The sequence below is a fragment of the Sphingopyxis sp. Geo25 genome, from assembly GCF_949769135.1.
Classification (GTDB): Bacteria; Pseudomonadota; Alphaproteobacteria; order Sphingomonadales; family Sphingomonadaceae; genus Sphingopyxis.
On sequence record NZ_CATKOZ010000008.1, the window covers coordinates 16,322 to 40,284 of the forward strand.

Here is a 23,963-nt window from a genome sequence, read left to right on the forward strand (position 1 = left end):
TGTCGGCTTACTGGTTCATGCTGTCGAAGAAATCTTCGTTGGTCTTGGAATCCTTGATCTTGTCGAGCAGGAATTCCATCGCGTCGACCGTCCCCATCTGCATGAGGATACGGCGAAGCACCCACATCTTGCTGAGCTTGTCCTTCTCGACGAGCAGTTCTTCCTTGCGGGTGCCCGACTTGCCGACGTCGAGCGACGGGAAGATGCGCTTGTCGGCGACCTTGCGGTCGAGCACGATTTCCGAGTTACCCGTGCCCTTGAATTCTTCGAAGATGACTTCATCCATGCGGCTGCCGGTATCGATCAGCGCGGTCGCGATGATCGACAGCGAACCGCCTTCCTCGATGTTGCGCGCGGCGCCGAAGAAGCGCTTCGGACGCTGGAGCGCGTTGGCGTCGACACCGCCGGTCAGCACCTTGCCCGACGAGGGTACCACGGTGTTGTATGCGCGACCGAGGCGTGTGATCGAATCGAGCAGGATCACGACGTCCTTCTTGTGCTCGACCAGGCGCTTCGCCTTTTCGATCACCATTTCGGCAACCTGGACGTGGCGCGTCGCGGGTTCGTCGAAGGTCGAGGATACGACCTCGCCCTTCACGCTGCGCTGCATGTCGGTGACTTCCTCGGGACGTTCGTCGACGAGGAGGACGATGAGGTAAACCTCTGGGTGGTTGTCTGTGATCGCCTTGGCGATATTCTGGAGCAGCACCGTCTTACCCGTGCGCGGCGGCGCGACGATCAGCGCGCGCTGGCCCTTGCCCTGCGGGCTGACGAGGTCGATCACCCGTGCCGACTTGTCCTTGACGGTCGGATCGACGGTGTCGAGCGACAGCTTCTGGTTCGGATAAAGCGGGGTCAAATTGTCGAAATTGACCCGGTGACGCACCGCCTCGGGATCGTCGAAATTGACCTTGATGAGCTTCGTCAGCGCAAAATAGCGCTCGCCGTCGCGCGGCGCGCGGATCTCGCCCTCGACGGTGTCGCCGGTGCGCAGGCCATATTTGCGGACCTGATTAGGCGAGACATAGATATCATCGGGGCCGGCCAGATAATTGGCCTCCGACGAGCGCAGGAAGCCGAACGAGTCCGGGAGAACCTCGATCGTGCCCGACCCAATGATTTCCTCGCCCTCTTCGGCGAGTTCCTTCAGGATCGAGAACATCAGGTCCTGCTTGCGCAAGGTCGATGCGCCCTCGACACCCAATTCCTCTGCCATTTCGACGAGTTGGGCGGGCGCTTTTGTTTTGAGTTCTTTGAGGTGCATGGGATAGATTCCGGGTAGAAATTCAGTAAGAAATTTGGACAAAAAATTCGTCGCACCGGCTGGTGCCTATCCGGCCGTGGGACGACCGTTATCGATAGATCGGCGTATCGAGGCGCCGCCCGCTGAAAAACGGGGTTGATCGGCCCCTATAACCGGCCGCCAGCCAAGTCAATCGCGGCTGGGCCGATCCGAAACCTCAAATGGGCCGAAGCCTCAAAAGGGACGAACGATCACCAGGATGACGACGAGCGCCGCGGCGATGCCGGGAACTTCGTTGAGCATCCGCAGTTGCCTTTCGGTCAGCGGGCGCTCGCCCTTCGCCAGCTTCTTGAAATAGCCGATCATCCAGCCATGGTAGCCGGACAGCGCGACAACGGTCAGGAATTTGGCAATGAACCAGCCCTCGTGCCAATAATCGCCGTTGAACGCGAGCATCAGCCCGAAGATCCAGACGAACAGGATCGACGGATTCAGGATAATCTTGCGCAGGCGATCCTCGCGCTCGATCCACTTCCTGTCCTCATCCGACCCCACGGGGCACTGGTGGTGATAGACGAAGAAACGCGGCATCATGAACAGGCCGGCCATGAAAAAGATCACGAAAATGACGTGCGCGGCTTTGACCCAAAGCATCGTCACCCCCAAGAATCCTGCCAGTTCCATAAGTCCCGCCTATCCACGGACGCGCCGGATCAGATGCTCGACATGAGCGATCGGCGTGTCGGGGACGATGCCATGACCGAGATTGAAGATATGGGGACGATCGGGGAAGGCCGCAAGGATGCGGTCGATCGCCGTATCGAGCGCTTCACCACCCGCCACGAGCGCCAGCGGGTCGAGGTTGCCTTGCACCGGCAGATGCGCCGGCAGCGCCTTGTCGGCCCACACCGGATCGACCGTCTCGTCGAGACCGATGGCATCGGCGCCGACCTCGTTCGCATAGTCTGGAAGCTTGCCCCCGGCCCCTTTCGGAAAGCCGATCACCGGCGTGTCGGGATGCAGCGCCTTCAATCGGCGGACGATCTCGGCATTGGGGGCGATCACCCAGCGTTCGAACTGCGCGGGGCTGAGACTCCCCGCCCAGCTGTCGAAAAGCTGGACGGCTTCGACGCCATTCTCGATCTGGCCCGAAAGATAGGTGACCGACAGGTCGACGATCGCGTCGATGATCGCGCCGAACGCCTCGGGATCGCCGAACGCCATCCGCCGCGCCTGCGCCTGATCCTTCGACCCCTGCCCGGCAACCATATAAGTCGCAACCGTCCATGGGCTGCCCGCAAAGCCGAGGAAAGTCGTTTCGGCCGGCAGCGACGCCGCGACGCGCGCGACGGTACCATAGACCGGATCGAGCCGCTGCGGCATCGCCTCGAGCGACGCCAACGCGCTGTCGACGAGCGGCGGCGCGAGCCGCGGCCCCTCGCCTGCCTCAAACCATAGCTTCTGGCCCAGCGCGTGCGGGACGACGAGAATGTCTGAGAAGAGGATCGCGCCGTCGAAACCGAACCGCCGGATCGGTTGCAGCGTGACTTCGGCCGCCGCCTCGCTGTCATAGCAAAGCTCGAGGAACCCGCCCTTGGTTTCCCTGAGCGCGCGATATTCGGGAAGATAGCGCCCCGCCTGGCGCATCAACCACATCGCGGGCTTTTCCTGCCGCACCCCGCGCAGCGTTGCCAGCAAGCTCTTCGACGACGCCCTCACACGGCCCCTCTTTCTCTTCTCAATAAATATATAAAAATGATTGTGGTGGATTGTTGGTCGGCGAACAGCGCGGCTTTAGGCCGCAGCGTCCCTTTTGCCAACATATTGACTCCCCATGTTGCGCGTTCCGTCGCGGAGTCGTTCTGCCCTCTCCCCCTAATTCACAGCCTGTGGATAAGATTCATCCCTTGTGCACAAGCGGTGGAGCGGAATCGGCGGCGTCGGGGATGAATTCTGCCTGCCGATCTTGTCCCGGCACTTATTCGGCAAACTATCCACAGGGGGTAGTTTCAGCCTTTCGGGGTAGATCCGAGCTATCTGGCGCGCAAAGGCTTTGCTTGCCTTTTGCGCCGTCGCCGCGAAAGGATGCCGCATGGGCCGGCTCCATCTGCACCTCATATCCGATTCCACGGGCGAGACGCTCGAAAACATCGCCAAGGCGGCGATTGCGCAGTTCGACGACGTCGAGGTTGTGCGCCATTTCTGGCCTATGGTGCGCTCGGAATCGCATCTCGACCGGATCATCAGTGAAGTGCAGGCGAGCCCCGGCATGATCCTATTCACTCTCGTGAACGGCGAGCTGCGTGCGAGCCTCGAACGACGCGCGGCGGCGCTCAACCTGCCGACGGTTCCGGCGCTCGATGCGGTGACCGACGCGCTGTCGCGGATGCTGGGGCAACAGGCCAAGGCGCGGCCGGGGCGCCAACACCAGCTCGACGCCGCCTATTTCGCGCGGGTCGAAGCAATCCAGTTCACGGTCGCGCACGACGACGGGATCGGATGGGAGAATTGGGAGCAGGCCGATATCGTCCTCGCCGGCGTGTCGCGGACTTCGAAGACACCGACGAGCATCTATCTCGCGAACCGCGGTTTCAAGACCGCGAACATTCCGATCGTTCCCGAATCGCCGCCGCCCGATGCGCTTTACAATCTCAGGAAGCCGCTCGTTGTCGGACTCACCACCGGTCTCGACCGCCTTGTGCAGGTGCGTCGCAACCGGCTGCTTTCACTCAATCAGGCGCCCGAAACCTCCTATGTCGACGACGAGCGGGTGAAGGCCGAGCTTGCTTACGCGCGCCGCATGTTCGCCGATAACGGCTGGCCGGTGATTGACGTGACGCGCCGCTCGATCGAGGAAACCGCAGCGGCGGTGATCAAGCTCGTCGAGGATCGTAGCGCCGCATGACCCCTTCGACTTCGCTCAGGACAAGCCTGCTCCTCGCTTCGCAAAGCAGCGGCCGCGCCGCGATGTTCCGCGCCGCCGGGCTGACATTCGAAACCAGCGCTGCGCATGTGGACGAGGAGGCACTCACCGCATCGCTGCTCGACGCCGGCCAGACGCCGCGCAATATCGCCGACGCGCTCGCCGAGGCGAAGGCGGTGAAGATTTCCTCGCGACTTCCCCGCGTCACTGTGATCGGCGCCGATTCGACGCTCGCACTCGACGATGGGTCGATGCTGTCGAAACCGGAAAGCCCCGACGAGGCGGCCGATCATCTGCGTCGCATGGCGGGTACGCGCCACCGGCTTTTCAGCGCGGCGGTCGCCGCGCGCGACGGGGCGCCGGTGTGGCGCGCGATCGGCGAAGCCAAGCTCTGGATGCGTCCCTTGTCCGACGCCTTCATCGCCGACTACGTGGCGAAAAACTGGGACAGCATCCGCTGGACCGTCGGATGCTACGAGATCGAGGGGGCAGGCGTGCAATTATTCGACCGGGTCGAAGGCGACCCTTGGACCATCATCGGCATGCCAATGCTTCCGTTGATGGCATGGCTGCGCGCGACCGGATTGGCGCCGCAATGAGCAAGCCTTATGCCGAAGTGATCGGCGATCCGATCGCCCATTCGAAATCGCCGCTCATCCATGGTTTCTGGCTCGACGCGCTTGGCATCGACGGCGACTATCGCCGCGCGCATGTGAAACCCGAAGCGCTCGAAGCCTATATCGCCGATCGCAAGGCCGATCCCTACTGGCGCGGCTGCAACGTCACCATCCCGCACAAGGTCGCGGTGATGGATGTGGTGGACGATCCCGGCGATATCCGCGGGACGATCGGCGCGATGAACACCGTCGTGCGGCAGCCGGACGGCGCGCTGATCGGCACCAACACCGATGCCGCGGGATTCTATGCCCCGCTCGCCGAGCTCGACCTCGACGGCGCCGCTGTGGCGGTGGTCGGCGCCGGGGGCGCAGCGCGTGCGGTGCTGTTCGCGCTTGCGCGGGCGGGCGTCGCTCATGTCACGATTCTCAATCGGTCGCCGCTCAAGGCGATGGGCCTGCTTGCCACCTTCGGGCTCAAGGGCGAGGTCGTCGGGCTCGATGCCGCGCTGCCGCCGGTGTCGCTGCTGGTGAACAGCAGCAGCCTCGGCATGACCGGCCAGCCGCCGCTCGATCTCGACCTGTCCCCCCTTCCCGAAGACGCGATCGTCTATGATCTCGTCTATGCCCCGCTTCGGACCGGTCTCCTCAAGGCCGCCGAGGCGCGCGGACTCGACACCGTCGACGGGCTCGACATGCTGGTCGGCCAGGCCGCGCTGGCCTTCGAACTGTTTTTCGGCCGATCGCCGCCCGAAGGCCGCGATGACGAACTGCGGTCGCTGCTTACAACATGAGGTTCCAAAGCCATCTCGGTGCGCGGCTTCGCCGTCCGTTCATCCTCGGGCTCACCGGGTCGATCGGGATGGGCAAGTCGACCGCGGCCAGGATGTTCGAGCGCGAGGGCGTACCGGTGTTCGACGCCGATGCCGAGGTGCATCGGCTGCAGGGCCCGGGCGGGGCGCTGGTCGCGGCGATCGAGGCGCGCTTTCCCGGCACCACCGGTCCACACGGCGTCGACCGGCAAAAACTCGGCGCACATGTCCTTGGCAACACCCACGAACTCGCTGCGCTCGAAGCGATCGTCCACCCTGCGGTGGCGAAGGCGCAACATCGATTCCTGATGCGCCACCGCGCGCGCGACGTCGTCATCCTCGACATCCCGCTGCTTTTCGAAAAGGGCGGCTGGCGCCGCGTCGGCGCCATCGCCGTCGTCTCGGCGCCGGTGTGGATGCAGACGAAGCGCGTGATGCGGCGCCCCGGGATGACGCGCGCCAAGCTGAAGGCGATTCGCCACCTGCAGGTGCCCGACCGCGTCAAGCGCGCGCGTGCTGATTTCGTCATCGAAACGGGGCGTCCGAAAAGCTATACACGCCGCCAGATTCGCGCCATCGCCTCTTGTTTCCGCGCGCGATAGGGTCCAGATTGACGCCTCGATGCGTGAGATAATATTCGATACCGAAACCACGGGGCTCGATCCCAAAACCGGGGACAGGCTGGTCGAAATCGGGTGCGTCGAATTGATCGACCGACGCGAAACGGGCGTCACCTTCCACGCCTATTTCAATCCCGAGCGCGACATGCCCGCTGCCGCCGAAGCCGTGCACGGCCTGTCGATCCAGTTCCTGTCGGACAAGCCGCTTTTCGCGACTCGGGTCGACGAGCTGATGGAGTTTCTGGGGGATGCGCCGATGGTGGCGCACAATGCCGCCTTCGACTTCGGCTTCGTCAACGCCGAGTTGATGCTCGCGGGACGTCCCGCGCTCGACATGAACCGGATGCGTTGCACGGTGCAGATGGCGCGCAAGCTGCATCCGGGCGCGAAGCACAGCCTCGACGCGCTCTGCACGCGCTACGGCATCGACCGCAGCCACCGTATCAAGCATGGCGCGTTGCTCGACGCTGAGCTTCTCGCGCACCTCTACATCGAAATGACCGGCGGCCGGCAGATCGGCCTGGGCCTTGCGGCGCAATCGGTAGACGTAGGGCGTTCGCTCGCCGCCGCCCCGGTTCGCGCGGCGGCTCCCGCGCGCGCGTTCCGCGAACCCCGCCCGCATGGTGCCACGGCCGCAGAGCTGGCGCGCCACACCGAGTTCGTCGCCGCACTCAACCAACCTTTGTGGCACGATAGCCCGTAGCGGCCTCCCCGCCGCTCGCGCGACCCTGGAAGGAGAAGAAAAATGGAAATCCGCGTCTCTGGCCACCAGATCGAAACCGGCGAAGCGCTGCAGGCGCATGTGTCGGACCGGATGAACGCGATTGCCGACAAATATTTCTCGCGGGCGATCGGGGCGCACGCGACCTTCGGAAAAGGGCCGCACGACAGTTTTCAGTGCGACATCGTCGCGCATGTGATGCAGGGGCTGGTGCTCAAGGGGCACGGCCAGGCGCAGGACGCGCATGTCGCGTTCGAGGGCGCGGCCGAGCGCATCGAAAAGCAGCTCAGACGCTATATGCGCCGGCTTAAGGATCGCAACAGCGCCGCGGGCGCCACCCTGGCCGCCTCGCTCGACGAGATCGAGGACAACGCCAGCTACACCGTTTTCGACACCGGGACCGAGGAAGAGGATGCGGGCGACGCGCCCGCGATCATCGCCGAAACGCGCGTCGACATTCCGACCAGCAGCGTGTCCGACGCGGTGATGATGCTCGACCTCCGCAACACCAACGCCTTGCTCTTCGTCAACAGCAAGACCGGCTTGCACAACATGGTGTACCGGCGCGAGGATGGCACGATCGGCTGGGTCGAACCCCGCTAGGACGATAGCAGCGGGACAAAGGACTGGATTTTCTTCGCCATCCGGCCTAAGGGCCGCGCCCAACGATGCCCGATGCTGGGATGGCGGGGGCCTGCCACGACGGATCCGTGATCGTTTGCCCGCAGGATGTCCTGGTCGGCAACGAACCGGCGTTTTACAGATTTGACCAAAGTGATGAACCTTTCTTCCCTTCTCTACCCGGCGACCGTGCGTGCGCATGTGCAGCTCGATTCGAAAAAGGCGCTCTTTCCCTTCGTCGGCGACCTTGCGAGCCGTTCGCTCGGCCTCGACGCCGGCGAAGTCAGCGAGGCGCTGCTCGAGCGAGAGCGCCTGGGCTCGACGGGTTTCGGGCGTGGGATTGCGCTCCCGCACGCCAAGATGGCGGATCTGACCGGGGTCCGCGGTCTTTTCCTGCAGCTCGCGCGGCCGATCGACTTCCAGGCCGTCGACGGACTACCTGTCGATCTGCTTTTCGTGCTGCTCTCGCCGCTCGACGCCGGCGCCGACCATCTGAAAGCGCTCGCGGGCGTGTCGCGGATGCTCCGCAACGACAGCTTCGCCGAACGGCTGCGCGGCGCGAAGAACGGCGAAGCGCTTTATGCTTTGCTCGCCGACGCCGAAACGCGTGACGCGGCGTAACGCCGCGCGCCGGATTTTCGCGTGACGCGGCTCAAGAGCCGGTTTCTCGTCGATCTGCTGATGCGGCGAACCGAAGCGGCCGGCGGTTTTGCGGCTGTTCTCGGCAAAGGGGACGACACCTCGGGCGTAATTCTCGTCCAGTGCAGCGATCGCGGTGAACCCGGACCGCTGCTGGAACGGCGCTTTTCAATGGATGGCACCTATGTCTGGGAGTCCGTGGGCCCCGATGACCCAAAGGATGGTGAATCGCGCGAAAACTATCGCGAACGGCGGCGAAAGGCCGATCCCGATCTGTGGATCGTTGAACTGGATATCGCAGATGCGCCACGACTCGTCGCGGAGTGGGCTGCGTTAACTTGACTCTGCTGCGCCGCACAATAAGTGCCGCGCACCCCATAACGCGTAGGTCGTTCCGAGGGTTGCGACGTTTCGGCGAAGCACCCGGCAAAACGGTTCGGACACGCAGTCGGGTGACGGCCGCAGGCGGCACTGAGCAAAATTAGCTCGCCCGCCTGTTCTTTGGGTTCGGTCCGTCATCTGCCCTTTTGACGGAATATATGAGTCGCATTCTGAACGTGGCCGGTATGGCTGCCGTCGGCATGACCGCCGTGGCCGCACTTTCACTGGCCGAACCGGGTTTCGCGAGCGATCTCGCGACTAGCGCGAACCTGCCCGCGATCACCCTGCCGCTTGCCGACACGACGGCAACCGAACCGCCGGCGGACCTGCCGACCGAAGCCCAGACCCCGGTCGAGCCAACCCCTGAAATCCCAACCCCTCAAATCAAGGACGAATCCACCGTCGAGCCCAAGGCGGTTCCGCTGGACGTCGATACGCTTGCCGAACTCGTCGCCGCGACCCCGCGGCCGGCCGATCTGGACGATGAACTGCGCTGCCTGGCCGGCGCGGTCTATTTCGAATCGCGTGGCGAATCGCTCGCCGGCCAGCTCGCGGTTGCGCATGTCGTCATCAACCGCGCCAAGTCGGGCCGTTTCCCCAAGAGCCTGTGCGGCGTGGTCCACCAGCCGAGCCAGTTCAGCTTCGTGCGCGGCGGCCGGATGCCCGCGGTGCGCCAAGGCACGCAGTGGAACAACGCGGTAGCGATCGCGCAGATCGCGCGCGAGGGCAGCTGGAAGAACCAGGCGCCGGGTGCGCTCTTCTTCCACGCGCGCTATGTCTCGCCGGGTTGGCGCAAGACGCGCGTCGCTGCGATCGACAATCACATCTTCTATCGCTGACGGTGAAGGGCGGGATCGGATCCCGCCCTTTTCGGTTCGGGACGGCCCGCGCTGCTTTGCGAAGCTTCGCGCATCCCGTTCATTGCCAAGCCATTATTCGTGGCGCATGATCGCCCGATGATGCATCATCTTTCCGTCGCCCTGCTCTCCGCAGCGGCGCTCGCGCTTGGCGGCTGTGCGACGGCCGTGCCGCCGGTCGAAGTCACCCGATTTCACAATGCCATCCCCGGCTGGGCACCGGGCACGCGCTACGCGATCCAGACCGCCCCGCTCGACGATCCGGCCGCGATGCCCTCGATCGAATGGAACAGCTATCGCGCCGCGGTGGAACAGCAGTTGCAGCGGCAGGGTCTCGTCGCTGCGGGCGCCAATGAAACCGCGCCACTTCGCGTCCGCGTCGGCTTCGATCGCTCCCAGCAACTCGATGGCGCGCGCCGTTCGCCCGTCTCGGTCGGGGTCGGCGGCTCGACCGGCAGCTATGGTTCTGGCGTCGGGCTCGGCATCGGCTTCAATCTCGGCGGCGGGCCGAAGCGGATGGCCGACCTCCAGCTTTCGGTGCGCATCGACGATGCCGCGACGGGGCAGGCGCTGTGGGAGGGCCGCGCGCTGACTGCGGTGCCGGTCAAGGCCCCGGCGGCGCAGCCGAGTCTCGCTGCGGCGAAATTGGCCGAGGCGCTATTCAAGGACTTCCCCGGCGAATCGGGACGCACTATCAGCGTTCCATGACCATCAGCATCACCGCCGCTTTCGACAGCGGCAACATCGTCGTGGAGTCGGTCGACGGCACGTCGGCGCGCCTTTCGATCCGCAAGGATCGCGAATCCGATTTCTATCAATGGTTTCACTTCCGCGTCGCGTGCGACGTCGGCGACGAAGTCGACCTCACCATCGGCGGGCTCGCAGGGTCGGCCTATCCCGATGGCTGGCCGGGCTACGCCGTTTGCGCGAGCAGCGATCGCGAACATTGGTTCCGTCTCGACACCAGCTATGATGCGGGCGCTGGCGAGCTCGCGATCCGGCATACCGCCGAAAGCCCGATCCTGTGGCTTGCCTATTTCGCGCCTTATTCGATGGAGCGGCACCACGACCTGATCGCCTCGGTCGCCGAGTGCGAGGGGGTGACCTATCGCTGCCTCGGCACCAGCCTCGAGGGCCAGCCGATCGACTGCATCGAACTCGGCACCGGCGCGACGCAGGTGTGGCTCTATGCGCGCCAGCATCCCGGCGAATCGATGGCCGAATGGTGGATGGAGGGCGCGCTCGAAAAGCTCGTCGATCCCGCCGATCCATGGGCGCGCTCGCTGCGGCAGAAGTGCCGCTTCCATATCGTGCCGAACATGAATCCCGATGGCTCGCGCCGCGGCCACCTTCGCACCAACTATGCGGGCGTGAACCTAAATCGCGAGTGGGATAATCCGACCGCCGAGCGCAGCCCCGAAGTGCTGGCGGTTCTCAACGCGATGGATGAAAGCGGGGTCGACTGGGCAATGGACGTCCATGGCGACGAGGCGATCCCCGCGGTGTTTCTTGCCGGCTTCGAGGGGATCAAGTCGCCAAAGCCCGGCCAGATGGAAAAATATAAAGCGTTTGAACAGGCGCTTGCCGCGAACACCCCCGATTTCCAGACCGATCTCGGCTATGCCGAATCGGCGCCGGGACAGGCGAATATGTCGATGTCGACGACCCAGCTCGCCGAACGGTTCGGCGCGGTGTCGATGACGCTGGAGATGCCCTTCAAGGACAATCGCGACCTGCCTGACCCGGTGCAGGGCTGGTCGCCCGAGCGGTCGAAGCTACTCGCGCACGCCTGCCTGCAGACGCTGGACCAGCTTCTGTGAGTGACGCTTGGCGGATCGTCGAGGACGATCTGTCGGGCGCACCGATCCGGGCCTTGCTGGAGGTGCATTTCGCGGGGATGCTGGCGAACTCGCCGGCCGGCAGCTGTCACTTCCTCGATTTCGACGGACTGCGCGCGGGCGGCGTGACCTTCTGGTCGATCCACAAGGGCAATGAACTCGCCGGTTGCGGCGCGCTCAAGCTGATCGATGGCCGCCACGGCGAGATCAAGTCGATGCGCACCGCAGAGGCGTTCCTGCGGCAGGGTGTCGCGGCGCGGATGCTGGCCCATATCGTGGGCGAAGCGCGTGAGCGCGGCCTCGAACGTCTCAGCCTCGAGACCGGATCGGGCCCGGCGTTCGAGCCGGCACTGGCGCTCTACCGCGCACATGGATTCGCGGATTGCGATCCCTTTGCCGACTACCGGCCCGACCCGTTCAGCCGTTTCATGACCCGCGCGCTCTGATCCAAGAAAACGGGGCCCGGAAGGGACTCCGGACCCCGTATATTTTCGGTCGAAACGGACGCGCGGTTACGCGGCCTTTTTGTCTTCGATCACCGGAGCACCGCCGATCGCAATCTTGTGGGGCTTCATCGCCTCGGGCACTTCGCGGACGAGATCGATCGTCAGCAGCCCGTCGGCGAGGTCGGCGGTGTCGACCCGCACGAAGTCGGCGAGCTGGAAGCGGCGCTCGAATGCGCGCGTCGCGATACCGCTATAAAGCAGCTGGCGCGCCTCGCCTTCGGCCACCGGCGCCTTGCGGCCGCTGACGGTCAGCATGTTCTGCTGCGCGGTGATGTCGATCTCGTTCGACTTGAAGCCGGCGACCGCGACGGTGATGCGGAAATGGTCGTCGCCGAGCTTTTCGATATCGAACGGCGGATAATTTTCGGCCCCTGAACCACCGGTTTCGAGGAAATCGAACAGACGGTCGAAGCCGACGGTCGAACGGCGATAGGGGGTCCAGTCAAAGCTGTTACGCATGGGTCATTCCTTCCTTTCAAAGCGAAGTCACGGGACCACGGTATATCTACCGCGATCGCGACCCGGCCCCGTATTGGCGGCCGGACAAGGCCAATCTGGTAACCGCCGAAACCATTTCAAGGGGGCGTTGGCTTTCGGCAAAAACCCGCGCTATGGGGCGGCAAATTTCCTCCATCCGAAGGACCGAACATGCCGCAGCTCATCCTCATCCGCCACGGCCAGTCGCAGTGGAATCTCGAAAACCGCTTCACCGGCTGGTGGGATGTCGACGTCACCGAAAAGGGCGCGGCCGAGGCGTGGGCGGCTGGCGAGCTGATGAAGGAAAAGCGCCTCACGCCCGACACCTGCTTCACCTCGGTCCAGACGCGCGCGATCAAGACGCTCAATCTCGCGCTCGAGGCGATGGGGCGGCTCTGGCTGCCGGTGACAAAGGACTGGCATCTCAACGAGCGCCATTACGGCGGGCTCACCGGGCTCGACAAGGCGGAAACAGCGGCGAAGCATGGCGATGACCAGGTGAAGATCTGGCGCCGCAGCTTCGACATTCCGCCGCCGCCGCTCGACGCCGGATCGCCCTACGACCTGTCGGGCGACCCGCGTTACGCGGGCATCGCGATCCCCAATACCGAAAGCCTGAAGGATACGATCGCGCGCGTGCTGCCCTATTATGAAAGCGCGATCGCGCCGCAGCTCGCCGCCGGCAAGACGGTGCTGATCTCGGCGCATGGCAACAGCCTGCGCGCGCTGGTCAAGCATCTGTCGGGCATTTCGGACGCCGACATCACGGGGCTGGAGATTCCGACGGGACAGCCGATCGTCTATGAGCTTGCCGACGATCTGACGGCGCGCGAACGCTATTATCTGAGCGAGCGCTAACGCCCGCAGTCGTCGCCCCGGCGAGGGCAACGCATCTGATCAGTCGCGCAGCAGCTCGTTGATCCCCGTCTTGGCTCGCGTCTGGGCATCGACGCGCTTGACGATGACCGCGCAATAGAGCGACGGCCCCGGCGTTCCGTCGGGTAGCGGCTTGCCCGGCAGCGATCCCGGAACGACGACCGAATAAGCGGGGACTTCGCCGATGAAGACCTCGCCCGTCGCGCGGTCGATGATCTTGGTCGACGCGCCCAGATAGACGCCCATCGACAGCACCGCGCCCTCGCGTACGATCACGCCCTCGGCGACTTCGGCGCGCGCGCCGATGAAGGCGCCATCCTCGATCACCACCGGCCCCGCCTGCAGCGGTTCCAGCACGCCGCCGATCCCGGCGCCGCCCGACAGGTGGACGTTCGCGCCGATCTGCGCGCAGCTGCCGACCGTGGCCCAGGCGTCGACCATCGACCCCTCGCCGACATAGGCGCCGATATTGACGAAGCTCGGCATCAGCACCGCGCCCTTGCTGATGAAGGCGCCACGGCGGACGATCGAGCCGGGAACGGCGCGGAAGCCCGCGTCGCGGAAGCGGTTCTCGCCCCAGCCGGCGAATTTCGACGGCACCTTGTCCCACCAGGTCGCGCCGCCCGCGCCGCCCTCGATGATCTCCATGTCGTTGAGGCGGAACGAGAGCAGCACAGCCTTCTTGAGCCACTGGTTGACCTGCCACGTTCCCGCGGCGTCGCGTGTCGCAACGCGATAGCTGCCGTCGTCGAGTCCGGCGAGCGCCGCCTCGACCGCATCCCGCACCGCGCCGGTGGTGGTCAGCCCCAGCGTTTCGCGGGCGTCCCAGGCGGCTTCGATCGTGGCTTGCAGGTCGGTGCTCATGAAATTCCCCAAGGTTGCGGTAAGGTATCGAGCCAGTCGACGATGTCGGTCGCATGAAAATCGACATGGCTCGGCAGGTGGTCGCGATGGCCGCTTTCGCTGCCATTGTCCAGCCAGACGGTCGTCATGCCCAGCGCTTTGGCGGGCGTCAGGTTGCGCGCCATATCCTCGACGAACAGGCTCTTCGCGGGATCGACCGCCAGGTGCGCGACCATCGCGGCATAAGCGGCGGGATCGGGCTTCGGGGTATAGGCGGTGATGCGGATATCGCAGATGCCGTCGAACAGGTCGGCGATCCCGCGCGCCTTGAGAACGCGCTCGGCATAGTCGGCGTCGGCGTTGGTGAAGACCAGCCTGCGTCCGGGCAGCCGGGCGAGTCCCGCACGGAACCGATCGTCGACACTCAGCCGGTCGAGTGCAATATCATGGACGTCGGCCAGAAAATCCTCGGGGTGCACGCCGTGATGCCGCATCAGCCCGGCCATCGTCGTGCCGTGATCGTGGAAATATTGCTTCTGCACCCGCCGCGCTTCGACCGCATCGACGTCCAGCAGCCGCATGATGAAGGCGCCCATGCGTTCGTCGATCAGGTCGAAGAGTTTCGCCGACGGCGGATAGAGGGTGTTGTCGAGATCAAAGATCCAGCTTTCGATATGGTCGATCGGCACGGTCATGACGCCCGGTCGCATAAAGCGCCAACGATCCGGCGGCAAGGCGCGTCGCTTTACCTTCCGGCAAGGCTGTAGGGTCTAGCGTCGGGCCCGTCCGTCGAGCTAGGAGACGGAAGGCAGCGACAGGGGGAAGACCGATGGCCGAGGCGATGCGACAGAGCTTCATGCGCCGGATCGCTACGCGTCCCTTGCCCGCAATATTTTGTATCGCCGCCCTGTCGCTTGGCGGCTGCGGCGGTGGCGGCGGGGCGCGTCCTTCCCCAACCCCTGCTCCGCCCGCGGCTCCGACGCCCGCGCCAACCCCCACGCCCACGCCCACGCCGACCCCGCCGCCGGGCAGCAATTTCAACACGGCCGAAACGCGGCGCTCCGACGGCGTCAATTTTCACGGCGCAATCACTGCCTATCAGGCGGGCGCGACCGGCCTGGGCGTGCTGGCCGGGGTAATCGACGACGGGATCGACGAGGACAGCGCCGAATTCGCGGGACGCATCTCGACGCTCTCGGCCGATGTCGCTGGCGCGCGCGGGATCAACGGCGAGGGGACGCACGGAACCAATGTCGCGCAGATCCTGCTCGGCGCGAAGAATGACGCCGGCACCTTCGGCATCGCCTATAATGCGAACCTGCTCGTGCTCCGCGCCGACCGGCCGGGAAGCTGCGCGACCGAAGATCCTTCGAACGACGAAACGGGTTGCCGCTTTCCCGAGAGCGCGATCGCGGCGGGGCTCGACCGCGCGGTCACCGCCGGCGCGCGCGTCGTCAATATCTCGCTGGGCGGCGGCGACCCGCCCGGCGCGACGCTGCGCGCGGCGGTGGCGCGCGCGACCGCGGCGGGGATCGTCGTCATCCTGTCGGCGGGCAACGAAGGTGATACGACGGCAAACGGCAATGACCCGAACAATCCCGAATTGTTCGCGCAGGGGCTGCGCGATGCGGGCGGCGGGCTTGTCGTCATTGCCGGCGCGGTCGATGAAAATGGGCGCATCGCGGACTTCAGCAATCGCGCAGGCGCCTATGCGGGTTCCTATCTGACGGCGCTCGGGGAGGGCGTGTGCTGCGCCTATGAGAATGGCGCGATCAAGACCGAGGGCAATTTCGTCTTCGTCCTCAACGGCACCAGCTTCTCGGCCCCGCAGGTCGCGGGTGCGGTCGCCTTGTTGGCGCAGGCCTTTCCGAACCTGACCGGCCAACAGATTGTCGATTTGCTCTATCAGTCGGCGCGCGACGCCGGGGCGGCGGGCGACGATGCGGTCTATGGCCAGGGGATTCTCGACATCGCGCGCGCCTTTCAGCCGATCGGCGCGACGACGCTGGCGGGGACGTCGACCGCGGTGCCGCTTGGCGGTGCGCTAGGCGAACTCGGCGGACCGATGGGCGATGCGGGTGCGCGGGGACAGGGCGGCGCCGTCGGGCTTGTCACCGACGGTTTCGGCCGCGCCTTCAACGTCGACTTCGCTGGCTCGCTTCGCCAGCGCCGCCCCGACTTCAAACTGTCGGGAGCGATCGGCGGGCTCGTCCGCCAGCAGAGCGCCGCCTCGGGCGCGACCGCGCTGTCGCTCGTCACCGCGCCGGGCGTCGGCGGGACCGACGCGCTGGCGGGTCTTTCCTTTCACGATGCGCAGCGCGCGCGGACGATCGCCGCGTCGATGGTGACGCGTCTCGACGCCGACACCCGGCTCGGCCTTGCAGTGGGGCGCGGCGTTGGCGGGTTGCTCGCGGGCGAACGCGGCGAGGCGGGTCATGCGATGCTCGTCGGCGACGCGGCGCAGGAAGGCCTTGGCTTTGCCGCAAGCCCCGCGGTCGGGTCCCTGATCCGGCACAGGATCGCCCCCGGTCAGGCGATCAGCCTGAGCGCCGAGAATGGCACGGTGTCGGGATCGCGCTGGCAGGACGATCCGCTGCTCCGCTATCGGAGTATCCGCGACAGTCGCTACCAACGCCTCGGCGCCTCTTGGGACGGCCGGTTCGGGCGGTTTCAGGCAGCGCTCGGCGGAAGCTGGCTTCGCGAATCGGACAGCCTGCTCGGCGCCCGGCTCGGGCCGGTCTTCGGCGCGGGCGGAGCGACCAGCCTCGTCGGCGATGCGCGGCTCGGCGTCGATATAGGTGACGGTTGGAGCATCGCAGGCGCGTGGCGCCAGATGTGGACGCGGCCCGATCGCGGCGGCCTGATCGCCGGGGGCGCGCTGCGCTCGAACGCCTTCTCGTTCGACATCGCGAAGGCGGGCCTGCTGCGCGCCGGCGACCGTGCGGCGCTCCGCTTCGCGCAGCCGCTTCGCGTCGCGCGCGGCGGGGTCGATCTGACGCTTCCCGTGTCGTACGACTATGCGACGCAGAGCGCTGGATTCGAGCGCCGCACCTACAATCTGGCACCGACGGGCCGCGAACTGGTGGCCGAGGCGAGCTATGCGTTGACTCTGTTCGGCGGCGATCTGGTCGCCAACATATGGTGGCGGCGCGACCCTGGCCATATTGCGGCGATGCCCGACGACAAGGGCGCGGCGCTCCGCTTTACGATGGGCTTCTGATCGTCAGTCGAGCGCGTCGCGCAAGCCCAGCCAGGCTTCGCGTTTCGCTGCAAAGCTTGCGGTGTTCGTCGCGCTGCTCGACGGCAGGTCGACGATGGCGATCGCCCCCAGCGGGGCGATCTGACGCCGCCCGATCGCCGCCGCCTTGCCGCCGTTGAAGGCGATCATGCAAAGATCGGGCAGGGTCGACACCAGCGCGGCAAGGTCGTGCGGGTCGGCCCTGCGGATATGCGCGTCGTTGCTTGTGCGCCGCTCGGCGCTGCGAATCACGTCCCACAATCCGATCTTCGCTTGGCGCAGCGCGGCGAGCCGCTCGCCATAGGCCCACTCCGCCAGCGGTTGATCGATCACCGCGCCAAGCAGGCGCCAGAACTGGTTCGTCGGGTGGGCGTAATAGCGGCGTTCGGCCAGCGACCTCGCGCCGGGCAAGCTGCCGAGGATCAGCAGACGCGTGTCGGGCGCGACATGCGGGGCGAAGCTGGCGTGTCGAAGCGCGGCCATATACGACCGATAGCGGCGCAGGCACGGCGCAACAATATTGCCTTCCCCTTGACCGCGGAAGGAATCACCGCTAGGGGCGCGCACGGTCGAAAGCGGCGGACTTCCGCCAAACTCGATCGCAACAGCGCTTGAACATTGCTGGCGCGGATGGAGCCTCCGGAGGACGAACGAGTCCGCCGGGGTCTTTTGCTGTTATCAGGTTGGCCGTTTTCTGCCGGTTTCGGCAGGTGTCGGCCAGAGCTTCATCCACCGCGGTACAGTAACCGTTCGCTCCGATGGGCGGACACATAAAGGTGAAGCATTCATGCCCACGATCAACCAGCTCGTCCGCAAGGGCCGGACGCCGCAGAAGGCGAAGTCCAAGGTCCCGGCGATGGACGCGAACCCGCAGAAGCGCGGCGTTTGCACCCGTGTCTATACGACGACTCCGAAGAAGCCGAACTCGGCGCTCCGCAAGGTGGCGAAGGTCCGTCTGACTAACAGCCGCGAAGTCATTTCGTACATCCCCGGCGAAGGCCACAACCTCCAGGAACACAGCGTCGTGCTGATCCGCGGCGGCCGTGTGCGCGACCTTCCCGGTGTCCGTTACCACGTCCTGCGCGGCGTTCTGGACACCCAGGGTGTGAAGGACCGCAAGCAGAGCCGTTCGAAGTACGGTGCGAAGCGTCCGAAGTAAGGACCGCTTTTTCGGCTATTTGATCATCCCGCGAGCGCTCTGCGCCGGGATGCTGTTGTAAAAGGAATTACCTATGGCTCGTCGTCGTCGTCCTGAACGCCGCGAAATCCTGCCCGATCCCCGTTTCGGTGATACGGTGCTGTCGAAGTTCATGAACAGCGTCATGCTGGACGGGAAGAAGTCGGTCGCCGAAAGCATCGTTTACGGTGCGCTCGAAGCGGTCGAAGCCCGCGCCAAAAAGGAACCGCTCGGCGTGTTCCATGAAGCGCTCGCGAACATCCGCCCGAACATCGAAGTCCGTAGCCGCCGCGTCGGTGGTGCGACCTACCAGGTTCCCGTCGAAGTCCGTCCGGACCGCGCGCAGGCGCTCGCGATCCGCTGGCTGATCACCGCGGCGCGCAACCGCAGCGAAACGACGATGGCCGCGCGCCTGTCGGGCGAACTGCTTGACGCGTCGAACAACCGCGGCAACGCGGTCAAGAAGCGCGAAGACACGCACCGCATGGCGGAAGCGAACCGCGCCTTCTCGCACTATCGCTGGTAACAGCGGGAAGGTCAGCCTCCGCTGGTAATTTGCGCGACGCCCCGGCGTCTCGCAATCGCAACAAAACTTCCTATATCGGGGGCGGCTCCAAAGGCCTCCCCCCAAATCCAAGGAAAAGATCATGGCACGCAGCCATCCGCTCGAACGCTATCGCAATTTCGGTATCATGGCGCACATCGACGCCGGCAAGACCACGACGACCGAGCGTATTCTCTATTACACCGGCAAGTCCTACAAGATCGGCGAAGTCCATGACGGCGCCGCCACCATGGACTGGATGGAGCAGGAACAGGAACGCGGCATCACGATCACGTCGGCCGCCACCACCTGCCTGTGGAAGGCCGATGAGGGCAAAGGCCCCGAACATCGCCTGAACATCATCGACACCCCCGGCCACGTCGACTTCACCATCGAAGTCGAGCGCAGCTTGCGCGTCCTCGACGGCGCGGTCGCGGCGTTCGACGGCGTTGCCGGCGTCGAGCCGCAGTCGGAAACCGTGTGGCGCCAGGCGGACAAGTACAAGGTTCCCCGGATGTGCTTCATCAACAAGCTCGATCGCACCGGCGCGAACTTCTATTATTGCGTCCAGACGATCATCGATCGTCTCGGCGCGGTCCCGGCCGTCCTCTATCTGCCCATTGGCGCGGAAGGCGACTTCAAGGGCCTCGTCGACCTCGTCAACGAGCGCGCGATCATCTGGAAGGACGAGAGCCTGGGCGCCGAATTCTTCTATGAAGAAATTCCGGCCGACCTTGTCGACAAGGCTGCCGAATATCGCGAAAAGCTCGTCGAACTCGCCGTCGAACAGGACGACGATGCGATGGAAGCCTATCTCGAAGGCACGCTGCCCGACGTCGCGACGCTGAAGGCGCTTATCCGCAAGGGAACGCTCGGCCAGGCGTTCGTTCCGGTTCTCTGCGGTTCGGCGTTCAAGAACAAGGGTGTCCAGACGCTGCTCGACGCGGTCGTCGACTATCTGCCGTCGCCGCTCGACATCCCCGACGTTCAGGGCGTCAACCCTGACACGAACGAACCCGACTCGCGCGCGACGTCGGACACGGCGCCGCTGTCGATGCTCGCGTTCAAGATCATGAACGACCCGTTCGTCGGTTCGCTCACCTTCGCCCGTATCTACTCGGGCACCCTGACCAAGGGCAGCTATCTGAACTCGGTCAAGGACAAGAAGGAAAAGATCGGCCGTATGCTCCTGATGCACGCCAATTCGCGCGAGGACATCGAGGAAGCCTATGCGGGCGACATCGTCGCGCTCGCCGGCCTCAAGGAAACCACGACCGGGGACACGCTCTGCGCCGCCAACGCGCCGATCATCCTCGAGCGGATGGAATTCCCCGAGCCGGTCATCGAGCTGTCGGTGGAACCGAAGACCAAGGCCGACCAGGAAAAGATGGGCATCGCGCTCAACCGCCTGGCTGCCGAGGATCCTTCGTTCCGCGTGTCGACCGACCATGAATCGGGTCAGACGATCATCAAGGGCATGGGCGAGCTTCACCTCGACATTCTCGTCGATCGCATGAAGCGCGAGTTCAAGGTCGAGGCGAACGTCGGTGCGCCGCAGGTGGCGTACCGCGAATCGCTCGCGAAGCCGGTCGACGTCGACTACACCCACAAGAAGCAGTCGGGCGGCTCGGGCCAGTTCGGCCGCGTCAAGGTCAGCGTCGCTCCCGGCGAACGCGGCTCGGGCATCACCTTCATCGACGAGATCAAGGGCGGTAACATTCCGCGCGAATATATCCCGTCGGTCGAAAAAGGCATGCGCGAGAGCGCCGAGAACGGCCACATGATCGGCTTCCCGATCATCGACTTCGAAATCCGTCTGACCGACGGCGCGTACCATGATGTCGACTCGTCGGCGCTGGCGTTCGAAATCGCGGGCCGTGCGGCGATGCGCGAAGTGGCGGCGAAGGCCGGCATCAAGCTGCTCGAGCCGGTGATGAAGGTCGAAGTCGTGACTCCCGAGGAGTTCATGGGCGACGTCATCGGCGACCTCAACAGCCGTCGTGGCCAGATCCAGGGCACCGACAGCCGCGGCAACGCGCAGGTGGTTGAAGCCATCGTGCCGCTTGCCAATATGTTCGGCTACGTGAACCAGCTGCGCTCGTTCACCCAGGGTCGCGCGCAATACTCGATGCAATTCTCGCATTATGAGGAAGTGCCGACGAACGTGGCTGAAGAAGTGAAGGCCAAGATGGCCTGACGGGTTCCAGTAAGGGTCCTGGGCCGCGCGGACTTGCGCCGCGCGGCAAGACCCTCTAAGGGCGGCGCCTGATTCAGCAGGCTCGTCCACGACTGATCAACGGAAACACCTAAGAAGAAGGTTCTTAAATCATGGCTAAGGCTAAATTTGAGCGGACGAAGCCGCACTGCAACATCGGCACCATCGGTCACGTCGACCATGGCAAGACCTCGCTGACCGCCGCGATCACCAAGGTGCTCGCTGAAAACGTCGCGGGCAACGCAGCCGTCGACTTCGCGAACATCGACAAGGCGCCCGAAGAGCGCGAGCGCGGCATCACCATTTCGACGGCGCACGTCGAATATGAAACCGAAGGCCGTCACTATGCGCACGTCGACTGCCCCGGCCACGCCGACTACGTCAAGAACATGATCACCGGTGCCGCCCAGATGGACGGCGCGATCCTCGTCGTGTCGGCCGCTGACGGCCCGATGCCGCAGACCAAGGAGCACATCCTGCTCGCGAAGCAGGTCGGCGTTCCGACCATGGTCGTGTTCCTCAACAAGGTCGACCAGCTGGACGACCCCGAGCTGCTCGAGCTCGTCGAACTCGAAATCCGCGAAGAACTTTCGAAGCGCGACTTCGACGGCGACAATATTCCGATCATCGCGGGTTCGGCCCTCGCTGCTCTGGAAAGCCGCGACGACAACATCGGCAAGGACGCGATCCTGAAGCTGATGGCTGCCGTCGACGAATGGATCCCGCAGCCGGAGCGTCCGCTCGACAAGCCCTTCCTGATGCCGATCGAGGACGTGTTCTCGATTTCGGGCCGTGGTACGGTTGTCACCGGCCGCGTCGAAACCGGCATCGTCAAGGTTGGTGAAGAAGTCGAGATCGTCGGCATCAAGGACACCAAGAAGACGACCGTCACCGGCGTCGAAATGTTCCGCAAGCTGCTCGACCAGGGCCAGGCCGGCGACAACATCGGTGCGCTGATCCGCGGCGTCGGTCGTGAAGAAGTCGAGCGTGGCCAGGTTCTGGCGAAGCCCGGCTCGATCACGCCGCACACCGAGTTCACCTCGGAAGTGTACGTCCTGTCGAAGGATGAGGGCGGCCGTCACACGCCGTTCTTCGCGAACTATCGTCCGCAGTTCTACTTCCGCACCACGGACGTCACCGGCGAGGTTATCCTCCCCGAGGGCACCGAGATGGTCATGCCGGGCGACAACGTCCAGCTGTCGGTCAAGCTGATCGCCCCGATCGCCATGGACCAGGGTCTGCGCTTCGCGATTCGCGAAGGCGGCCGCACGGTCGGCGCAGGGGTTGTCGCGACCATCACAAAGTAATATAGGGCCGCGAGCCGCGCGATTCGGACTGATTCGCGCGGCTCGTAGCTAAAAGATTTTCGATGGCCTCTCCGGCCTCCTTTGGGGGTCGGAACAGGCCATTTCGCTCTTTCGCATCGTCAGACGGGATTCGACTGGAACAGTCATGGAAACGCAGAATATTCGCATTCGCCTGAAGGCCTTTGATCACCGCGTGCTCGATCAGGCCACCACCGACATTGCCGACACGGCACGTCGCACGGGCGCTCTCATTCGCGGTCCGATCCCGCTGCCGACGCGCATCGAGAAATTCACCGTGAACCGCGGTCCGCATGTCGACAAGAAGTCGCGCGAGCAGTTCGAGGTGCGTACCCACAAGCGGCTGCTCGACATCGTGCAGCCCACCCCGCAGACGGTCGATGCGCTGATGAAGCTCGACCTCGCCGCGGGCGTGAACGTCGAGATCAAGTTGGCCTAAGCCAACGCCGCCCCCGCGAAAGCGGGGGTCTCTATCGGCAGGACGGTTCGCCGCCTGCATCACGATAGGGTGGATACCGCCGGTCGCTCTCTTCGGAGAGCATTTACGACCGGGCTGCGTCCCCCGTCTCGTCACTGGTCCTTCGGGACGGTGGCATCTCAGCCCGGACGGGGCGATGCATCGAAATTTCGGGCTGGGAGGGTTCTGCCGGGGCTTGCCTCGGTGGGTCCCGCAAGCCGTGCGGAATGGTCCGCCCGGCCTCTGTTTAGGAGTATGGATCATGCGTACTGGCGTGATCGCGAAGAAAATGGGGATGACCCGCCTGTTTCAGGACGACGGCCGCCACGTGCCCGTCACCGTCCTGAGCCTCGAAGGCTGTCAGGTCGTCTCCGTGCGCGATAAGGAACGCGACGGCTATGTGGCCGTTCAACTGGGTGCCGGCTCGGCGAAGGCGAAGAATGTCGCCAAGCCGCAGCGTGGCGCCTATGGCAAGGCCGAAGTCGAGCCCAAGGCGAAGCTCGTCGAATTCCGCGTCGCCGAAGACGCGACGCTCGACGTCGGCGCCGAACTGTCGGCCGACCATTTCGTCGCCGGCCAGATCGTCGATATCCAGGGCGTGACCCAGGGTAAGGGCTTTGCCGGTGCGATGAAGCGTTGGGGTTTCGGCGGTATGCGCGCGACCCACGGTGTTTCGATCAGCCACCGTGCGCATGGTTCGACCGGTAACCGTCAGGATCCGGGCCGCGTCTTCAAGAACAAGAAGATGGCCGGCCATATGGGCGCCCGCAATCGCACCCAGCAGAATCTCGAAATCGTCCGCACCGACGCCGAGCGCGGCCTTCTCTTCGTCAAGGGCTCGGTCCCTGGCTCGAAGGGCGGCTGGCTGCTCGTCCGCGATGCGGTGAAGCTGCCGCGTCACCCCGAGGCCCCCTATCCGGCGGGCATCAAGAGCGCGGCCAACACCAACGAAGCCCCGGCTGACGCGCCGGTCGAAACGCCGGTCGAAGAAACCGTCGTCGACACCGCGGCCACCGACGGCGCACAGGAGTCCTGA

Annotated in this window: 27 protein-coding genes; 20 read left to right on the forward strand and 7 right to left on the reverse strand. The window is 64.8% G+C overall.

Going from position 1 to position 23,963, the window contains the following annotated elements; all coding sequences use genetic code 11:
• Positions 1–7: 7 nt before the first annotated feature.
• The 3 genes from rho to hemE all read right to left on the reverse strand — a co-directional run bounded on the left by rho (position 8) and on the right by hemE (position 2,962).
• Entirely contained in the window at positions 8–1,264 is a 1,257-nt protein-coding gene (gene rho, locus QOL68_RS16685) for a transcription termination factor Rho (RefSeq protein ID WP_058454326.1), read from the reverse strand.
• Between the two features lie 213 nt (positions 1,265–1,477).
• A complete protein-coding gene (locus QOL68_RS16690) occupies positions 1,478–1,897 on the reverse strand; it encodes a CopD family protein (protein WP_231729044.1) in 420 nt (139 codons plus the stop codon).
• 39 nt (positions 1,898–1,936) lie between these two features.
• Positions 1,937–2,962: a uroporphyrinogen decarboxylase gene (gene hemE, locus QOL68_RS16695; protein WP_282950170.1), complete on the reverse strand. Its 1,026-nt coding sequence runs from the start codon at positions 2,960–2,962 to the stop codon at positions 1,937–1,939.
• 373 nt (positions 2,963–3,335) lie between these two features.
• Between hemE and QOL68_RS16700 the strand changes: the two genes are divergently transcribed.
• The 12 genes from QOL68_RS16700 (at position 3,336) to QOL68_RS16755 (ending at position 11,715) form a co-directional block, all read left to right on the forward strand.
• On the forward strand, positions 3,336–4,148 hold the full coding sequence (locus QOL68_RS16700) for a pyruvate, water dikinase regulatory protein (protein WP_204993530.1): 813 nt from the start codon (positions 3,336–3,338) through the stop codon (positions 4,146–4,148).
• Entirely contained in the window at positions 4,145–4,765 is a 621-nt protein-coding gene (locus tag QOL68_RS16705; protein ID WP_204993529.1) for a Maf family protein, read from the forward strand. The genes QOL68_RS16700 and QOL68_RS16705 overlap by 4 nt, the downstream gene beginning before the upstream one ends.
• A complete protein-coding gene (gene aroE, locus QOL68_RS16710) occupies positions 4,732–5,574 on the forward strand; it encodes a shikimate dehydrogenase (protein WP_282950171.1) in 843 nt (280 codons plus the stop codon). The genes QOL68_RS16705 and aroE overlap by 34 nt, the downstream gene beginning before the upstream one ends.
• On the forward strand, positions 5,571–6,194 hold the full coding sequence (coaE, locus tag QOL68_RS16715) for a dephospho-CoA kinase (RefSeq protein ID WP_204993528.1): 624 nt from the start codon (positions 5,571–5,573) through the stop codon (positions 6,192–6,194). The genes aroE and coaE overlap by 4 nt, the downstream gene beginning before the upstream one ends.
• A gap of 19 nt (positions 6,195–6,213) precedes the next feature.
• Positions 6,214–6,915 (forward strand): DNA polymerase III subunit epsilon, encoded by a 702-nt coding sequence (dnaQ, locus tag QOL68_RS16720; RefSeq protein WP_058454330.1) that lies wholly within the window; start codon positions 6,214–6,216, stop codon positions 6,913–6,915.
• Between the two features lie 42 nt (positions 6,916–6,957).
• On the forward strand, positions 6,958–7,536 hold the full coding sequence (gene hpf, locus QOL68_RS16725) for a ribosome hibernation-promoting factor, HPF/YfiA family (protein ID WP_282950172.1): 579 nt from the start codon (positions 6,958–6,960) through the stop codon (positions 7,534–7,536).
• Between the two features lie 174 nt (positions 7,537–7,710).
• The gene (locus QOL68_RS16730) at positions 7,711–8,175 is read left to right on the forward strand and encodes a PTS sugar transporter subunit IIA (RefSeq protein WP_282950173.1); all 465 of its coding nucleotides are present in this window, start codon (positions 7,711–7,713) and stop codon (positions 8,173–8,175) included.
• Between the two features lie 60 nt (positions 8,176–8,235).
• A complete protein-coding gene (locus QOL68_RS16735) occupies positions 8,236–8,535 on the forward strand; it encodes a DUF1491 family protein (RefSeq protein WP_502957420.1) in 300 nt (99 codons plus the stop codon).
• Between the two features lie 197 nt (positions 8,536–8,732).
• Positions 8,733–9,413 (forward strand): cell wall hydrolase, encoded by a 681-nt coding sequence (locus tag QOL68_RS16740; protein ID WP_282950175.1) that lies wholly within the window; start codon positions 8,733–8,735, stop codon positions 9,411–9,413.
• A 117-nt stretch (positions 9,414–9,530) separates the two neighbouring features.
• Entirely contained in the window at positions 9,531–10,139 is a 609-nt protein-coding gene (locus QOL68_RS16745; protein WP_283404331.1) for a DUF4136 domain-containing protein, read from the forward strand.
• Positions 10,136–11,251 (forward strand): M14 family metallopeptidase, encoded by a 1,116-nt coding sequence (locus tag QOL68_RS16750; protein ID WP_282950177.1) that lies wholly within the window; start codon positions 10,136–10,138, stop codon positions 11,249–11,251. Before QOL68_RS16745 ends, QOL68_RS16750 begins: the two co-directional genes overlap by 4 nt.
• Positions 11,248–11,715, forward strand: coding sequence for a GNAT family N-acetyltransferase (locus QOL68_RS16755; protein WP_282950178.1), 468 nt, complete (start codon positions 11,248–11,250; stop codon positions 11,713–11,715). Before QOL68_RS16750 ends, QOL68_RS16755 begins: the two co-directional genes overlap by 4 nt.
• A gap of 66 nt (positions 11,716–11,781) precedes the next feature.
• Here the strand turns inward: QOL68_RS16755 and QOL68_RS16760 are convergent, their stop codons facing one another.
• On the reverse strand, positions 11,782–12,234 hold the full coding sequence (locus tag QOL68_RS16760; protein WP_282950179.1) for an Hsp20 family protein: 453 nt from the start codon (positions 12,232–12,234) through the stop codon (positions 11,782–11,784).
• Between the two features lie 189 nt (positions 12,235–12,423).
• Between QOL68_RS16760 and gpmA the strand changes: the two genes are divergently transcribed.
• Positions 12,424–13,110, forward strand: a complete 687-nt coding sequence (gene gpmA / locus QOL68_RS16765) for a 2,3-diphosphoglycerate-dependent phosphoglycerate mutase (protein ID WP_282950180.1) — start codon at positions 12,424–12,426, stop codon at positions 13,108–13,110.
• A gap of 39 nt (positions 13,111–13,149) precedes the next feature.
• Here gpmA and dapD read toward each other — a convergent pair whose 3' ends face one another.
• Positions 13,150–13,992: a 2,3,4,5-tetrahydropyridine-2,6-dicarboxylate N-succinyltransferase gene (gene dapD, locus QOL68_RS16770; RefSeq protein ID WP_282950181.1), complete on the reverse strand. Its 843-nt coding sequence runs from the start codon at positions 13,990–13,992 to the stop codon at positions 13,150–13,152.
• On the reverse strand, positions 13,989–14,681 hold the full coding sequence (locus QOL68_RS16775; RefSeq protein WP_502957415.1) for a pyrimidine 5'-nucleotidase: 693 nt from the start codon (positions 14,679–14,681) through the stop codon (positions 13,989–13,991). Before QOL68_RS16775 ends, dapD begins: the two co-directional genes overlap by 4 nt.
• A gap of 119 nt (positions 14,682–14,800) precedes the next feature.
• Here QOL68_RS16775 and QOL68_RS16780 point away from each other — a divergent pair, with 119 nt between their 5' ends.
• Positions 14,801–17,191: a S8 family serine peptidase gene (locus QOL68_RS16780; protein WP_282950182.1), complete on the forward strand. Its 2,391-nt coding sequence runs from the start codon at positions 14,801–14,803 to the stop codon at positions 17,189–17,191.
• A 3-nt stretch (positions 17,192–17,194) separates the two neighbouring features.
• Here the strand turns inward: QOL68_RS16780 and QOL68_RS16785 are convergent, their stop codons facing one another.
• Positions 17,195–17,692 (reverse strand): DNA-deoxyinosine glycosylase, encoded by a 498-nt coding sequence (locus QOL68_RS16785; protein WP_282950183.1) that lies wholly within the window; start codon positions 17,690–17,692, stop codon positions 17,195–17,197.
• 304 nt (positions 17,693–17,996) lie between these two features.
• On the opposite strand from QOL68_RS16785, the gene rpsL reads away from it, so the two are divergent.
• From rpsL to rplC, 6 genes are all read left to right on the forward strand, one after another.
• Positions 17,997–18,368 (forward strand): 30S ribosomal protein S12, encoded by a 372-nt coding sequence (gene rpsL / locus QOL68_RS16790; protein WP_058454342.1) that lies wholly within the window; start codon positions 17,997–17,999, stop codon positions 18,366–18,368.
• Between the two features lie 73 nt (positions 18,369–18,441).
• Entirely contained in the window at positions 18,442–18,912 is a 471-nt protein-coding gene (gene rpsG / locus QOL68_RS16795; protein WP_058454343.1) for a 30S ribosomal protein S7, read from the forward strand.
• A gap of 121 nt (positions 18,913–19,033) precedes the next feature.
• On the forward strand, positions 19,034–21,127 hold the full coding sequence (fusA, locus tag QOL68_RS16800; RefSeq protein ID WP_058454344.1) for an elongation factor G: 2,094 nt from the start codon (positions 19,034–19,036) through the stop codon (positions 21,125–21,127).
• Between the two features lie 131 nt (positions 21,128–21,258).
• Positions 21,259–22,452, forward strand: a complete 1,194-nt coding sequence (gene tuf / locus QOL68_RS16805; RefSeq protein WP_058454345.1) for an elongation factor Tu — start codon at positions 21,259–21,261, stop codon at positions 22,450–22,452.
• 145 nt (positions 22,453–22,597) lie between these two features.
• The gene (rpsJ, locus tag QOL68_RS16810) at positions 22,598–22,909 is read left to right on the forward strand and encodes a 30S ribosomal protein S10 (protein ID WP_003042199.1); all 312 of its coding nucleotides are present in this window, start codon (positions 22,598–22,600) and stop codon (positions 22,907–22,909) included.
• A gap of 280 nt (positions 22,910–23,189) precedes the next feature.
• Positions 23,190–23,963 carry a 50S ribosomal protein L3 gene (gene rplC / locus QOL68_RS16815; RefSeq protein WP_058454346.1) on the forward strand — a complete coding sequence of 258 codons (774 nt, stop codon included), beginning with the start codon at positions 23,190–23,192 and terminating at the stop codon, positions 23,961–23,963.